General features: G+C 67.7%; 14 protein-coding genes. All 14 read left to right on the top strand.

Going from position 1 to position 13,287, the window contains the following annotated elements:
- Nucleotides 1-6 precede the first annotated feature (6 nt).
- The 14 genes from NGK62_RS22510 to hutG all read left to right on the top strand — a co-directional run bounded on the left by NGK62_RS22510 (nucleotide 7) and on the right by hutG (nucleotide 13,250).
- Nucleotides 7-987 carry an aminopeptidase gene (locus NGK62_RS22510; protein ID WP_059380317.1) on the top strand — a complete coding sequence of 327 codons (981 nt, stop codon included), beginning with the start codon at nucleotides 7-9 and terminating at the stop codon, nucleotides 985-987.
- A complete protein-coding gene (locus NGK62_RS22505; protein ID WP_059380316.1) occupies nucleotides 984-1,757 on the top strand; it encodes an enoyl-CoA hydratase/isomerase family protein in 774 nt (257 codons plus the stop codon). Before NGK62_RS22510 ends, NGK62_RS22505 begins: the two co-directional genes overlap by 4 nt.
- Before the next feature lie 29 nt (nucleotides 1,758-1,786).
- Nucleotides 1,787-2,986 carry a CaiB/BaiF CoA transferase family protein gene (locus tag NGK62_RS22500; protein WP_059380315.1) on the top strand — a complete coding sequence of 400 codons (1,200 nt, stop codon included), beginning with the start codon at nucleotides 1,787-1,789 and terminating at the stop codon, nucleotides 2,984-2,986.
- Between the two features lie 119 nt (nucleotides 2,987-3,105).
- The gene (locus NGK62_RS22495) at nucleotides 3,106-4,341 is read left to right on the top strand and encodes an ABC transporter substrate-binding protein (protein ID WP_223283476.1); all 1,236 of its coding nucleotides are present in this window, start codon (nucleotides 3,106-3,108) and stop codon (nucleotides 4,339-4,341) included.
- Nucleotides 4,342-4,368: 27 nt separating this feature from the next.
- Nucleotides 4,369-5,244, top strand: coding sequence for a branched-chain amino acid ABC transporter permease (locus tag NGK62_RS22490; RefSeq protein WP_059380313.1), 876 nt, complete (start codon nucleotides 4,369-4,371; stop codon nucleotides 5,242-5,244).
- Between the two features lie 4 nt (nucleotides 5,245-5,248).
- Nucleotides 5,249-6,151, top strand: coding sequence for a branched-chain amino acid ABC transporter permease (locus NGK62_RS22485; protein ID WP_054456758.1), 903 nt, complete (start codon nucleotides 5,249-5,251; stop codon nucleotides 6,149-6,151).
- A complete protein-coding gene (locus tag NGK62_RS22480; RefSeq protein WP_054456759.1) occupies nucleotides 6,148-6,909 on the top strand; it encodes an ABC transporter ATP-binding protein in 762 nt (253 codons plus the stop codon). The genes NGK62_RS22485 and NGK62_RS22480 overlap by 4 nt, the downstream gene beginning before the upstream one ends.
- Nucleotides 6,906-7,652, top strand: a complete 747-nt coding sequence (locus NGK62_RS22475) for an ABC transporter ATP-binding protein (protein WP_118934172.1) — start codon at nucleotides 6,906-6,908, stop codon at nucleotides 7,650-7,652. The genes NGK62_RS22480 and NGK62_RS22475 overlap by 4 nt, the downstream gene beginning before the upstream one ends.
- 81 nt (nucleotides 7,653-7,733) lie before the next feature.
- Nucleotides 7,734-9,086 (top strand): amidase, encoded by a 1,353-nt coding sequence (locus tag NGK62_RS22470; protein WP_251880449.1) that lies wholly within the window; start codon nucleotides 7,734-7,736, stop codon nucleotides 9,084-9,086.
- A gap of 184 nt (nucleotides 9,087-9,270) precedes the next feature.
- Complete coding sequence (locus NGK62_RS22465) at nucleotides 9,271-10,017, top strand: IclR family transcriptional regulator (protein WP_059380310.1); 747 nt, start codon at nucleotides 9,271-9,273, stop codon at nucleotides 10,015-10,017.
- A gap of 74 nt (nucleotides 10,018-10,091) precedes the next feature.
- The gene (locus NGK62_RS22460) at nucleotides 10,092-10,835 is read left to right on the top strand and encodes a transporter substrate-binding domain-containing protein (RefSeq protein ID WP_013393488.1); all 744 of its coding nucleotides are present in this window, start codon (nucleotides 10,092-10,094) and stop codon (nucleotides 10,833-10,835) included.
- A complete protein-coding gene (locus NGK62_RS22455; protein ID WP_013393489.1) occupies nucleotides 10,832-11,500 on the top strand; it encodes an amino acid ABC transporter permease in 669 nt (222 codons plus the stop codon). The genes NGK62_RS22460 and NGK62_RS22455 overlap by 4 nt, the downstream gene beginning before the upstream one ends.
- A gap of 47 nt (nucleotides 11,501-11,547) precedes the next feature.
- Nucleotides 11,548-12,306: an amino acid ABC transporter ATP-binding protein gene (locus tag NGK62_RS22450; protein WP_165867946.1), complete on the top strand. Its 759-nt coding sequence runs from the start codon at nucleotides 11,548-11,550 to the stop codon at nucleotides 12,304-12,306.
- A complete protein-coding gene (hutG, locus tag NGK62_RS22445; RefSeq protein ID WP_251880447.1) occupies nucleotides 12,303-13,250 on the top strand; it encodes a formimidoylglutamase in 948 nt (315 codons plus the stop codon). Before NGK62_RS22450 ends, hutG begins: the two co-directional genes overlap by 4 nt.
- Nucleotides 13,251-13,287: the final 37 nt, after the last annotated feature.

Here is a 13,287-nt window from a genome sequence, read left to right as displayed (position 1 = left end):
CACACCATGCATACGCTGTTGAAACTGAAGAACGCGCGCAAGGTGGTCAGCCAGCTGGGCGCGGCCAAGCCAGGCATGGAAGTGCTGGTGCTGTATGACCTGCATACCCACCACAACGTCGAGCCCCTGGCCATTGCGGTGGACGAGGCGGGCGCCGGCCTGCACCTGCTGCAGATCGCCGGTTCCGCGCGCCATGGCCGGCAGTTGTCGCCGGTGGTGGCCCAGGCCATGCAGGCGGCCGACCTGGTGATTGCATTGACCCGCGCCAACGCCGCGCATACCGATGCGCGCCAGCAGGCCACGCGCGCCGGGGTCGGCGTGATCGTGCTGCCTGAATCGCATCTGCCCGATTTCTTCCTGGCCGAAGGCTGGGACTGCGACTTCGACGCGCTGCGCCCGCAGATCCAGGGGCTGGCCGACGCGCTGACCCGCGCCGACACGGCCCGCGTCACCAGCGAGCTCGGCACCGACGTGACCATGAGCATCGCCGGCCGCCGCGGCCGCGCGCTGCACGGCTTCGCCAACACCACCGACATCTCGGCGGGCTATTGCCTGGAGTCCAGCCTGGCGCCGGTGGAAGGCACGGCCGAAGGCGTGATCGTGGTCAACGCCAGCATTCCCGGCGTCTCGCTGATCCGCGACGAACCCGTGCGCATCCATATGGAAAAGGGCATGGCCGTGGCGATCGAGGGCGGCGCGGTGGCGCGCCAGTTCCGCGAACTGCTGGCCAGCTTCAACGATCCGCTGGTCTACAACCTGGGCGAGCTGGGCGTGGGCATGAACCCGCGCTGCCAGCTGGACGGCACCATGCTGTCCGACGAATCGGTCTACGGCTCGATCCAGTTGGCGCTGGGCACCAGCGCCTACATCGGCGGCACCGTCAAGGCCGCCGCCCACTACGACACCATCGTCACCGACGCCACGCTGGAACTGGACGGCAGGGTGGTGCTCAAGGGCACCGAACTGCGCCTGGAGGACGTGGCATGAGCATAGACCTGAGCCGCGACGCCGACGGCGTGGCCACCGTGTTGATGAACCGCCCGGAAAAGCGCAATGCGTTCACGCTGGACATGTACCGCGAATTCGGCCGGGTCATGCGTGAACTCGATGCCGACGATAGCGTGCGCTGCGTGGTGCTGCGGGGCGCGGGCGGCGCCTTCTGCGCCGGCAGCGATATCGGCGGCTTCGAGGAAGACCGCGACGGCGCGGCGCAGGCGGCCGAGTACGCGCTCTTCACGCTTTCCATGACCGACACGCTCAAGCACCTGCGCCACCCCACCGTGGCCTGCATCGAAGGCGTGTGCGTGGGCGGCGGGCTGGAACTGGCCGCCTTGTGCGACATCCGCATCGGCGGGCGCAACAGCCGCTACGGCATCCCGGTGAATCGCATCGGGCTGACCGTGGACCACCAGGAACTGGCCGACCTGATCCGCGTGGTGGGCGCTGCGCGCGTGCTGGAAATCCTGCTGGAAGGAAACATCTTCGGCGCCGAAGAAGCCATGTCCAAGGGCCTGCTGACCCGCGTGGTGGATGACGAGCGCGTGGCGGAACAAACCTACGCCACCGCCCGCCGCATCGCCGCGGCGGCGCCGCTGGTCAACCGCTGGCACAAGCGCTTCGTGGGCCAGTTGCGCGAAGGACGCGCGTTGAGCGCGCAAGAGCGCAGCGAAGCCTACGAATGCTTCGGCACCGAGGACTACCGGCGCGGCCGCGAGGCCTTTGCCGCCAAGCGCATTCCCGAATTCATCGGCCGCTGATCCGGCCACCGACCCAAGACGGACCGCATATGACTCAAGCTGCATCCCCCCTTGCCGGCATCAAGATCCTGGATCTTTCGCAGATCATGGCCGGCCCGTACTGCACCATGGTGCTGGCCGACCTGGGCGCCGAGGTCATCAAGGTCGAGAAGACCGGCGCCGGCGACGACTCCCGCGAAATGGGCCCCTACGTGAACGGCGAATCCACCTGTTTCGCCCAGATCAATCGCAACAAGCAGGGCGTGGCGCTGAACCTGAAGGATCCCGAGGCGCGCGAGGTGCTGTACGAGCTGGCGCGCTGGGCCGACGTGGTGGTGGAGAACTACCGCGTGGGCGTGACCAAGTCGCTGGGCGTGGACTACGAAACGCTGTCGCGCATCAATCCGCGCCTGGTGTATTGCTCCATCTCCGGCTACGGCCATTCCGGACCCTACGCGGGCAAGGGCGGCTTCGACCTGGTGGCCCAGGGCATGAGCGGCATCATGAGCATGACGGGCGAGCCCGACGGGCGGCCCTTGAAGTCGGGCATCGCCATTTATGACGTGGGGGCGGGGCTGACCGCGGTCTACGCCATCCTGGCCGCCTGCATCCACCAGATGAAGACGGGCGAAGGCCAGCACATCGACATCGCGCTGGCCGAGTGCGGCTTGCCCTGGTTCGTCTGGGAAGCCGCCGCCTATTTCGCCGACGGCACGGTGCCGCAAGGCACCGGCAGCCGCCACCGCGTGTCGGCGCCATACCAGGCCTTCGGCACGCGCCAGGGCTTCATCATGATAGGCGCGGCCAACCAGCGCACCTGGGAGCGCCTGTGCGCGGATGTGCTGGAGCGGCCCGAACTGATCACCGATCCGCGCTTCATCACCAACTCCGACCGGCTGGCCAACATCGCCGAGCTGGAGCCGTTGCTGGAAGCCGAATTCGCGCGTGCCGACGCGGCTGAATGGATCGAGCGCTGCGAACGGGCCTCCGTGCCTTGCGGCCCGATCAACGATTTCGGCCAGGCCATGCAGGACCCGCATTACCTGGCGCGCGGCATGGTGCAGGAACTGGACCATCCCGCGCTGGGCAAGATGAAGACCATCGGCATTCCGACCAAGTTTTCCAAAACGCCCGGCGCCTTGCGCACGGCGGCGCCGCTGATGGGGCAGCACACGGACGAGGTGCTGCGCCGCTTCGGCGTGGCGGAAGACAGAATTGCAGGCATGCGCGCCCGAGGAGTCATCGCGTAGCAGGCAAACCGCAGCAGGCAGTATCGAAGTCGCATCCAAGCTCCAAGGGGACGCCGGCGTTTTCGACGCCGGCGGCTATTCGAAGTTGAACAAAGATGTTCACGCCGCAAGGAACCTTCATGACACAGCCCATCCATCTTTCCCGCCGCGGCTTTATCGCGGCCAGCGCCGCGCTGGCCGCTTGCGCCGCCGCGCCCTCCCTGGTCCGGGCGCAATCGGCCCAGCCGTTCCGCCTGGGGGCGCTCAATTCCATCACCGGCGTCGGCGGTCCCTACGGGCCGGCCATGCTGGAAGCCATCAAGATCGCCATCGATGAGGTCAACGCCGCCGGCGGCGCCGCCGGCCGCAAGATCCAGCTCTACGCCGAAGACGACCAGACCAAGCCCGACGCGGCCGTTCTGGCCGTGAAGAAGCTGATCGAGATCAACAAGGTCGAGGCGGTAGTCGGCATCTGGCCCTCGTCGGTAGGCCTGGCCGCCATGCCCATCACCAATGCCGCGGGCCTCATCACCATGAACACCTGCGGCGCGCCGGAAATGCTGACCGAGAACAAGCAGGGGCTGGCCTGGATGTTCCAGGCCTCCAACGCGGTGTTCGGCCGCGCCTTCGCGGAAGTGGCGCGCCAGCGCGGCTTCAAGCGGCCGGCGGTCATGGCCTTCAATAACTCCACGTTTGTGGGGCAGGCCAACTACTTCCGTGATGCCTGGCAGGAAAAGGGCGGACAGGTCAGCGCCTTCACCATCTACGAGCCCAACCAGACCACCTATCGCACCGAACTGACCAAGGTGCTGGCCTCCAAGCCCGACGTGATTTCGCTGAGCGCCTACCGGCCCGACGCCACCATCATCCTGAAGGAGTGGTTCCAGACCGGCCAGGACTGCAAGTTCATCATGCCGGGCTGGACCGCCAACGAAGACCTGGTGAAGGCGCTGGGCAAGGAGGCCACCGAAGGCATTATCTCGATCTCCAACGTCGCCGCCCACGAGCATCAGGCGTACAAGCACTTCGCCGCCGAATTCCGCAAGCGCACCAAGCGCGAACCGGACATCTTCGCGTCGCAGTCCTACGACATGGTGATCACGCTGGCGCTGGCGATCGAGGCGGCGGGGGCTGCCGCGGACGTGGCTGCCATCAACGGCAAGATCCGCGCCGTGACCGCGCAGGGCGGCGGCGAAAAGGTCAGCGGCTTCGCGCAAGGCCAGGCGCTGCTGCGCGCCGGCAAGCCGGTGGACTACGACGGCGCGTCCTCGCGCCTGGACTTCGGCAAGCAGGGCGAGACCGTGCCGGACTTTGGCGTCTTCGACATCCGCGACGGCAAGCTGGTGCTCAATGAAGTCATCGCCGGCAAAGTCTGACGATAAAAACACTAGGGGAACACAAGTATGGATGCAATCACCGTCATCAACGCCGCGATCAACGGCGTTGTGATCGGGATGCTGCTGGCCTTGCCGGCACTGGCGATCACGCTGGTGTTCGGCATCGCCCGCTTTCCCAACGCCGCCAGCGGCGACTACATGACGTTGGGCGCCTACGCCGCCGTCTTCACGCAGGCGCTGGCCGGCGGCTCGATGCTGGCGGGCGGCCTGGCCGCCGTCGCCGGCACCACCCTGGTCAGCCTGTTCTTCTATGCCTGGGTGTTCCGGCCGCTGGAGTCGCGCTCCAACGTGTCGCGCCTGATCGCGTCCATCGGCGTGGCGTTCGCGCTGCGCAGCACGATCACCTTCTTCGCCGGGCAAGACCAGTACACCTTCGACCTGCCGCTCACGCGCGCCTGGAATTTCGGCGGCGTGCGCATTTTGCCTACCGACCTGTACATCGTCGGCACGGCGGTGGCCGCGCTGGCGCTGGTGTTCGCCCTGATGCACATGACGCCCACCGGGCGGCGCATGCGGGCGGTGGCGGACAACCCCGAGCTGGCCGCGGCCAGCGGCATCCGCGGACGGCGCGTGATGATCACGCTGTGGAGCATCGCGGGCGCCTATTGCGGGCTGGGCGGCGTACTGCTGGGCATCAAGGCGGTGGTGATCCCCGAGCTGGGCTGGGAATTGCTGATGCCCATGTTCGCGGCCGTGATCCTGGGCGGCATCGGCAATCCGGTGGGCGCCATCGTCGGGATCATGGTGTTCAGCATTGCGCAGGAAGTCGCCAGCCTGGTGGTGGGACCTGCCTACAAGATCGTATTTGCCTTCGCGGTGCTGCTGTGCGTGCTGCTGCTGCGTCCCCAGGGCATCTTCGGCCGTCCGATGGCGGCGAGGTGAAATCATGGAAGCCTATCTGATTGCTATCGCCATCGGGATCCTGATCTACATGCTGCTGGCCTTCGGCCTGTCGCTGCACTACGGGTTCACCGGACTGATCAACTTCGGCCACGTTGGCTTCTTCGCCATCGGCGCCTACACCTCGGCCCTGCTGTCGCTCAAGGGCGTGCCCATACCCATCTCCATGGCGGCGGCCGCGGCGTTCGCGGCGCTGGCCGCGTGGCCGCTGGGCATGATCGCCTTGCGGCTGGGCAGCGACTACCTCGCCATCGTGACGCTGGGTTTCTCGGAGTCGGTGCGCATGATGCTGCAGACCGAGGAATGGCTGACGCGCGGGATGCACGGCCTGCCGGGCATCCCGCGGCTGTTCGCGGGCTGGGCCTCGCCGCAGACGGTGGACCTGTGGATCATGCTGTTGCTTCTGGCGGTCAACGCCGGCGCCTTGTTCCTCATCCACCTGGTGATACGCAGCCCGTTTGGCCGCGTGATCGAGGCGGTGCGGGACAACGAAGTCGCGGTGCGGGCGCTGGGCAAGGACCCGGCCCGTTTCAAGACCCGTTCGCTGATGCTGGGCGCGGGCCTGGCCGGCCTGGCGGGCGCCTTCCAGGCGCACTACCTGACCTTCATCAGCCCCGAGCAGTTCGTGCCGCTGATCACCTTCTACATCTGGATCGCCATCATCCTGGGCGGGGTGGGGCGCCTGAGCGGCGTGGTGGCCGGCACGGTGCTGCTGGTCGGGTTCCTGGAAGGCTCGCGCTTCGTGCGCGACTTCGTCGGCGGCATCTCGGAGGTGCAGATGGCCAGCGTGCGCATCGGCGTCATCGGCCTGGCGCTCATCTGCGTGGTGCTTTACCGGCCCCAGGGCATTTTTGGCAACGCGGGCACGACGCGCAGGAGAAAGGCATGACGCTGCTTTGCATCAAAGGGCTGAGCGCCAGCTTCGGCGGCTTCAAGGCGCTGGACGACGTATCGCTGGAAGTGCGCAAGGGTGAAATGGTCGGGGTGATCGGCACCAACGGCGCGGGCAAGAGCACGCTGTTCTCGGTGGTCACGGGCTACATCCCGCCCAGTTCCGGGTCGGTGCGCTTCGCCGACGAGGACATCACGGGCGTGGCCGTGCACCAGCGCGTGCGCCGGGGCCTGGCGCGCACCTTCCAGGTGCCGCGCGAGTTCAGCCAGCTGACGGTCTTTGACAACATGATGGCGGCCGCGCCGGACCAGCGCGGCGAAAAGCTGGCGGCGCTGGTCTTCGCCCGCCGCGAAGTCGCCCGCGAAGAAGCGCGCAACGCGGAGCGGGTGCACGAGCTGCTGGCCTTCCTGAACCTGTCCCGGGTGGCGGACGAGCCCGCCGGCAAGTTGTCGGGCGGGCAGAAGAAGCTGCTGGAGCTGGGGCGGCTCTTGATGCTGGAGCCGCGCTGCATCCTGCTGGACGAGCCGTTCGCCGGGGTCAATCCGGTGCTGATCGAAGAGCTGTCGGCGCGCATCGTGGAACTGAACCAGCGCGGCCTGACCGTCGCCATCATCGAACACAACCTGGAAGAGCTGTCGCGCATCGTGCCGCGCATGTACGTCATGGACCGCGGCCGGGTCATCGCCGAAGGCACGCCCGACAGCGTGCTGGCCAATGAACAGGTGCGCGAAGCGTACATGGGGGGAGTGATATGAGCCAGCTCGTCATGCAAGGCCTGTCCGGGGGCTACGGCGAGGTCGATATCGTGTCCGGCATCGACATGCACGTGGCGCCGCGCGAGATCGTCACCATCGCCGGCACCAACGGCGCGGGCAAGTCCACGCTGGTCAAGGCGGTGATGGGTTTGTTGCCGCGCATCGCCGGCACCATGACCTTCGATGACCGCGACCTGCTCGCGCTGCCGGTCGAGGAGCGCGTGCGCATCGGCATCTCATACGTGCCGCAGGTGCGCAACGTGTTCGGCGCGCTGACGGTGCTGGAAAACCTGCAGGTGGTGGAGCACGTGCAGGCGCGCGAAAAGCGCATCCGCGACATGTTCGACCTGTTTCCCGCGCTGGCCGGGCGGCGCAAGACCCATGCCGAGAACCTCTCCGGCGGCGAACGCCAGCAGCTGGCCTTTGCCCGCGCGCTGATGTCCTCGCCGCGCCTGATGGTGCTGGACGAACCGTCCGCCGCCTTGTCGCCGGCGCTGACCGAGCAGGTGTTCGCCGAAGTGCGGCGCTTGCCCCAGATCGGCGTGGGCGTGCTGATGGTGGAGCAGCGCGCGCGCCAGGCGCTGGCATTCAGCGACCGCGGCTACATCCTGGATTCCGGCCGCATCGTGCTGACCGACACGGGGCAGGCGCTGCTGGCCAACCAGCACATGAGCGATCTGTACATAGGGCGGGGCGGCCATGCGGGCGCGGACCGTCCGCCCAGCGGCAGCGTCCCCGCTTGAAACCGCCAGAGCCATCCCGCCGGCAGCCGCCGTCGCGGATGGCAAATCCATATTCCCATATCTCTTTGCAGGAGCCGTATCTTGCCTATTTCCGAAACCATGGTTTCCCCGGCGCCCGTTGCGCGCCGTCCGGCGCCTGGCGCCATCGCCGCTTTGACCGCCACCGAGGGCCTGGCCGCGCTGGAGCAGGGCAAGCTGACTTGCGAGGCCTGGGCGCGCGCCTGCCTGGAGCGCATCGAGGAGCGCAACGGCGGCGTCAAGGCCTGGGTCCGGGTGGACGCCGAGGGCGCGCTGGCCCGCGCCCGCGAATGGGACCGCCATGGCCGGCAGCGCGCGCTGGACGGCGTGCCGCTGGGCATCAAGGACACCATCGACACCGCCGCCATGCCCACCGAATTGGGCGACCCCGAGATCTTCCCCGGCCGCCAGCCCGAGGCCGATGCGCCCGTGGTGACGCAGGCGCAGGAGCTGGGCTTCAACGTGCTGGGCAAGAACACCGTGTCGCGCCACGCCATCATGCTGCCCGGGCCTGCGCGCAACCCGCATGACCTGACCCGCACGCCGGCCGCGTCCTCGGCCGGTTCGGCGGCGGCCGTCGCCGACTTCATGGCGCCGCTGTCCATCGGCACGCAGACGGCGGGCTCCATCCTGCGGCCATCTGCATTCTGCGGCGCGGTCGGCTTCAAGCCCACGCTGGACGCCATTCCCTACGTGGCGATCCGGCGCTATTCGCGGGTACTGGACGTGATCGGGCCGATCTCGCGTTCGGTCGACGACGCGGCCTTGTTCATGCGTGCGTTTACGGGCGATCCCCGGTTTGATCCGGCGTCCTCGCTGCGCAACGACTTCCGTCTGGGCGTGTGGCGCCCCAAGGATTGGGCCGACACCGAACCCTGCATGCGCGAGAGCTTCGAGGCCAATCTGCGCGCCTTGTCGACCGCCGGCGTCAAGGTCACGGAGCTGGTCATGCCGCCGGCCTTCGACACCATGGGCGAGGCGCAGGACGTGATCATGGCCTACGACCTGGCGCGCGAGTATGCCGCCATCAAGCGCGACCATGCGGCGCTGTGCGATCCCGGGCTGATCGAGTACCTGACGATGGGCGAGGGCCTGTCCGCGGCCGATTACGCCGGCGCGCTGGACGCCGCCGACGCCTGCCGCCGGGCGTTCTACGACGTTGCGCGCGAGGTCGACGCAGTGGCCATGCCGTCCACGCTGGGCGAGGCGCCGCTCGCCAGCTCGACCGGCAGCTCGGCCTTCATCCGCATCTGGTCGTTGTTGCACAACCCGTCCATCACCTTGCCGGTGGCGCGCGGCCCCAACGGGCTGCCGCTGGGCTTCCAGATGGTCGGCTTCGTAAAGGAAGATGCGCGGCTGCTGTACTGGGCGCGTTGCGCCGAGCGCATCCTGGGGTCGACCGCCCACCAACCCTGACCGGCCCCAGGAAAGGGTCAGGTCCGACGCGCGCCGCCGGGGCGCGGCGGACGCTTTGGCGCCTTCGGGCGCTTTTTTTGCGTCCGCCATTCGGGGTTTTCCCCAGCTATTCTCAGTATTCGGGAATAAAAAGCAGAGTTAGAGCCATAAATTGATAATCTGCGCTCCGTTAGCTTGGAGCCACATGTTGAAAGCGGATCTATCAGTCGGGGCAGGCGCGGATCGCGTGCTGTATGTGCTGGCCACCTTGGCCAGGCACGACGGCCCCCTTAGCATTGCCGCGTTGGCCGAGCAGACCGGCCTGGCGCAAAGCACCCTGTACCGCCAGGTGGCGCTGCTCAAGCGCTGGGGTTTTGTCGCCGAGCACGACGGCGAATACGGCCCCGGCCCGCTATGCGTGCAGCTGGCCTGGGGCTTTGACCAGTCCTCGTTCCTGATCCATGAAGCGCAGCCCGACATGGCCGCGCTGGCCGCCGCCTCCGGCGAGACCATAGGCCTGCTGGTGGCGGTCAAGGACCAGGCGGTCTGCCTGGACATGATCGAAAGCCAGCATCCGCTGCGCTGTTCCTTCACCAAGGGGCGCGGCCTGCCGCTGGCGCGCGGCGCCTCGGCCAAGTCGCTGCTGGCCTTCATGCCGCTGGCCCGGCAGCAGGCCGCGCTGGCTTATCTGGCGGCCGAGGCCGACGTGGACGCCGGCCGGTTGGGCCACGAGCTGGAAGCCATCCGCGCCCAGGGTTATGCCGTCACCGACAGCGAAGTCGATGCCGGCGTCTGGGGTGTCAGCGTCCCTATTTTTCAACGCGCCAATCAGGCCGTGGCCTCGATCACGCTGATGGCGCCATCGACCCGGGCCGCCCAGCGGCCCGAGGCATTGACCGAAATGACCGTGGCCGCGGCCCGGCGCATCTCGGCGAAGTTGCAGGTTCATTGAAACAGCCTTCTTCCATTCCACGCCGTACCCATACCCACCCGACCGCCGTATCCCCATTCCATAGAGGACCCACCATGACCACTCGCCGCACACTGCTGACCGCCGCCCTGACGCTGGGCCTCGCCTGGAGCGCCGGTCCGGCGTTCGCCCAGGAAACCATCCGCGCCGTCACCGACGCGACCTTCCCGCCGATGGAGTTCGTCAAGGACGGCAAGCGCACCGGGTTCGACATCGAACTGGTGGAAGCGCTGGCCGGCGCCATGGGCAAGAAGGTCGAGTGGATCGACATCGACTTCAAGGGCCTGATTCCCGCGCTGCAGGCCGGCCGCGCCGATATCGCCGTGTCCGCCATCTACATCACGCCCGAGCGCGCCAAGGTGGTGGACTTCACCGATCCCTACTACGCGGGCGGCCTGGTCGTGATGACCAAGAAGGACGGCCCGGTCAAGACGCTGAAGGACCTGGACGGCCGCAAGGTCTCGGTGCAGGTCGGCACCAAGTCGGTCAACTACCTGAAGGAACACTACCCGGCGGTGCAGCGCGTGGAAGTCGAGAAGAACCAGGAAATGTTCAACCTGGTGCAGATCGGCCGCGCCGAAGCCGCCGTGACCGGCAAGCCCGCCGCCAAGCTGTTCGCCCAGAGCACGCCGGACCTGACGGTGCTGAACGACCAGATCACCACCGAGGACTACGGCATCGCCGTACCCAAGAACAAGCCCGAGCTGACCCGTGAACTGAACGCCGCGCTGCAGAAGCTCAAGGCCGACGGCAGCTACCAGGCCATCGTCAACAAGTGGTTCGAGGCCCCCGCGAAATGAACCTGGATTTTTCTCCCGTCTTTGCCGACTTCGGCGCGCTGATCAATGGCGCCGTGGTCACCGTCGAGGTGACCGCGGGCGCCTTGCTGCTGGCCTGCGTCATCGGCCTGCTGGTGGGCGTGGGGCGCCTGAACCCCAAGCGCTACGTCATCTACAACCTGTGCAGCGTCTACCTGCTGCTGTTCCGCGGCACGCCGCTGCTGGTGCAGCTGTTCATCTGGTTCTTCGGCCTGCCGCATTTCGGCATCACCCTGCCGGCGTTCGCCTGCGGCGTGCTGGGGCTGGGCATGTATTCCGGCGCCTACGTGTCCGAAATCGTGCGCGGCGCGATCCAGTCGGTGGACCGCGGCCAGACCGAAGCGGCGCGCTCGCTGGGCATGTCGTCCGGCCAGGCCATGCGCATCATCGTGCTGCCGCAGGCGGTGGTGCGCATGATCCCGCCGCTGGGCAATGAATTCATCGCGCTGATCAAGAACTCGGCCCTGGTGTCGCTCTTGACGATCCACGACCTGATGCATGAAGGCCAGAAGATCATCAGCGTGTCCTATCGCTCGCTGGAAACCTATCTGGTGGTGGCGCTGATTTATCTGATCCTGACCACGGCCACCATGCTGGTGCTGCGCAAGGTTGAACACCGCCTGCGCGCGGGAGGGATGGTGCAATGAACTCCGCAATGAACTCCGCTACGACCCGGGCCGCGGACCCGCAAGAAATGATCCGCATCCGCGGCCTGCGCAAGTCCTACGGCGACCACGAAGTCCTGCGCGGCATCGACTTCGACGTGCTGCCGTCCCAGGTGGTGGTGGTGATCGGGCCCAGCGGTTCGGGCAAGAGCACCTTGCTGCGCTGCTGCAACGGGCTGGAAGTGGCGCAGACCGGCACCATCGACATCTGCGGCCAGACCTTGCTGGACCACGGCAAGCTGTTGCCCGAGGCCGAGCTCAACCAGCTGCGCATGCAGGTGGGCATGGTGTTCCAGGGCTTCAACCTGTTCCCGCACCTGTCGGTGCTGGACAACGTGACGGTCGGTCCGCGCAAGCTGCGCGGCATGGGCCGCGAAGAAGCCCACGCGCTGGCGGCAGACCTGCTGGACAAGGTCGGCCTGGGCCAGAAGATGTCGGCCATGCCGGCCAGCCTGTCCGGCGGGCAGAAGCAGCGCGTCGCCATCGCGCGCGCGCTGGCCATGCAGCCCAAGGTCATGCTGTTCGACGAGCCGACCTCGGCGCTGGACCCGGAGCTGGTGGGTGAAGTGCTGCAGGTCATGAAGCTGCTGGCCAAGGAAGGCATGACCATGATGGTGGTCACGCACGAAATGGGTTTCGCCCGCGACGTGGCCGACGTGGTGGCGGTGATGGACGGCGGCGTGATCCTGGAATCCGGCTCGCCCGACGTGATCTTCACCCAACCGCGCGAACCGCGCACCCGCGAGTTTCTGCAGGCGGTGCTGAACGCGGGGCAGGGGGCGGCATGAGCGTGGCGCAATTCGACCGAAGCTTGTGGAAGGCCCGCGACGACAGCGCCGAACAAGGCGACACGCGCCGCCTGGCGCATATCGTCGAAGCGGCCGCCGGCCAAGCCCGCAAAGGCGAGGCGGTGCTGCTGGGCTTTGCCTGCGACGCCGGCGTGGCCCGCAACCAGGGCCGCATCGGCGCGGCTGAAGGCCCGTCGGCCATCCGCAAGTTCCTGGCGGGCCTGCCGGCCCACGGCCTCACGCGCCTGCTGGACGCGGGCGACGTGGCCTGCGAAGGCGACCGGCTCGAAGACGCCCAAGAACAGCTGGGCCTGCGCGTGGCGGAACTGATGGAGCAGGGCGCCCGCCCGCTGGTGCTGGGCGGCGGCCACGAGATCGCCTGGGGCAGCTTCCAGGGGCTGGCGCGCTGGCTGGACGCCCGCGGCGACACGGAGCCCGTGCTGGTGCTGAACCTGGACGCGCACTTCGACCTGCGCACCGGACGGCCCGGCAGCTCCGGCACGCCGTTCGACCAGATTTCGCGCTATTGCGAGGAACGCGGGCGGGCCCTGCAATATGCCTGCCTGGGCGTATCGCGGCTGGCCAACACGCCGGCGCTGTATGCGCGCGCCGCTGAAGTCGGCGCCGTCTGGGTCGAGGACCGCGACATGCAGGAGCGCCACCTGGTGGCGCGCCTGGCCAACGTCGACGCCTTGCTGGCCCGGGCGCGCCACGTCTACCTGACCATCGACCTGGACGTGCTGCCCGCGGCGGTCATGCCCGGGGTATCGGCGCCGGCGCCCTATGGGGTGCCGCTGCCGGTGATCGAGGAAATCGTGCTGCGGGTCAAGGCCAGCGGCAAGCTGCGCCTGGCCGATATGGCGGAGTTCAACCCGCGTTTCGACCAGGACGGCCACGGCGCGCGGGCGGCCGCCCGCCTGGCCTGGCAGTTGTTGAACGATTGAGCGGACCGGCGCCTCATCCTTCGGATGGGGGGCAGGA

The sequence above is a fragment of the Achromobacter sp. Marseille-Q4954 genome (genome assembly GCF_943737025.1).
Classification (GTDB): Bacteria; Pseudomonadota; Gammaproteobacteria; order Burkholderiales; family Burkholderiaceae_B; genus Achromobacter; species Achromobacter bronchisepticus_A.
This window is presented reverse-complemented; position numbering and strand designations above follow the sequence as displayed.

Bases quoted from the DNA above. Each gene is read 5' to 3' on its own strand.
- NGK62_RS22510 (WP_059380317.1), top strand. From the start codon at position 7: ATGCATACGCTGTTGAAACTGAAGAACGCGCGCAAGGTGGTCAGCCAG.
- NGK62_RS22505 (WP_059380316.1), top strand. From the start codon at position 984: ATGAGCATAGACCTGAGCCGCGACGCCGACGGCGTGGCCACCGTGTTG.
- NGK62_RS22500 (WP_059380315.1), top strand. From the start codon at position 1,787: ATGACTCAAGCTGCATCCCCCCTTGCCGGCATCAAGATCCTGGATCTT.
- NGK62_RS22495 (WP_223283476.1), top strand. From the start codon at position 3,106: ATGACACAGCCCATCCATCTTTCCCGCCGCGGCTTTATCGCGGCCAGC.
- NGK62_RS22490 (WP_059380313.1), top strand. From the start codon at position 4,369: ATGGATGCAATCACCGTCATCAACGCCGCGATCAACGGCGTTGTGATC.
- NGK62_RS22485 (WP_054456758.1), top strand. From the start codon at position 5,249: ATGGAAGCCTATCTGATTGCTATCGCCATCGGGATCCTGATCTACATG.
- NGK62_RS22480 (WP_054456759.1), top strand. From the start codon at position 6,148: ATGACGCTGCTTTGCATCAAAGGGCTGAGCGCCAGCTTCGGCGGCTTC.
- NGK62_RS22475 (WP_118934172.1), top strand. From the start codon at position 6,906: ATGAGCCAGCTCGTCATGCAAGGCCTGTCCGGGGGCTACGGCGAGGTC.
- NGK62_RS22465 (WP_059380310.1), top strand. From the start codon at position 9,271: ATGTTGAAAGCGGATCTATCAGTCGGGGCAGGCGCGGATCGCGTGCTG.
- NGK62_RS22460 (WP_013393488.1), top strand. From the start codon at position 10,092: ATGACCACTCGCCGCACACTGCTGACCGCCGCCCTGACGCTGGGCCTC.
- NGK62_RS22455 (WP_013393489.1), top strand. From the start codon at position 10,832: ATGAACCTGGATTTTTCTCCCGTCTTTGCCGACTTCGGCGCGCTGATC.
- NGK62_RS22450 (WP_165867946.1), top strand. From the start codon at position 11,548: ATGATCCGCATCCGCGGCCTGCGCAAGTCCTACGGCGACCACGAAGTC.
- hutG (WP_251880447.1), top strand. From the start codon at position 12,303: ATGAGCGTGGCGCAATTCGACCGAAGCTTGTGGAAGGCCCGCGACGAC.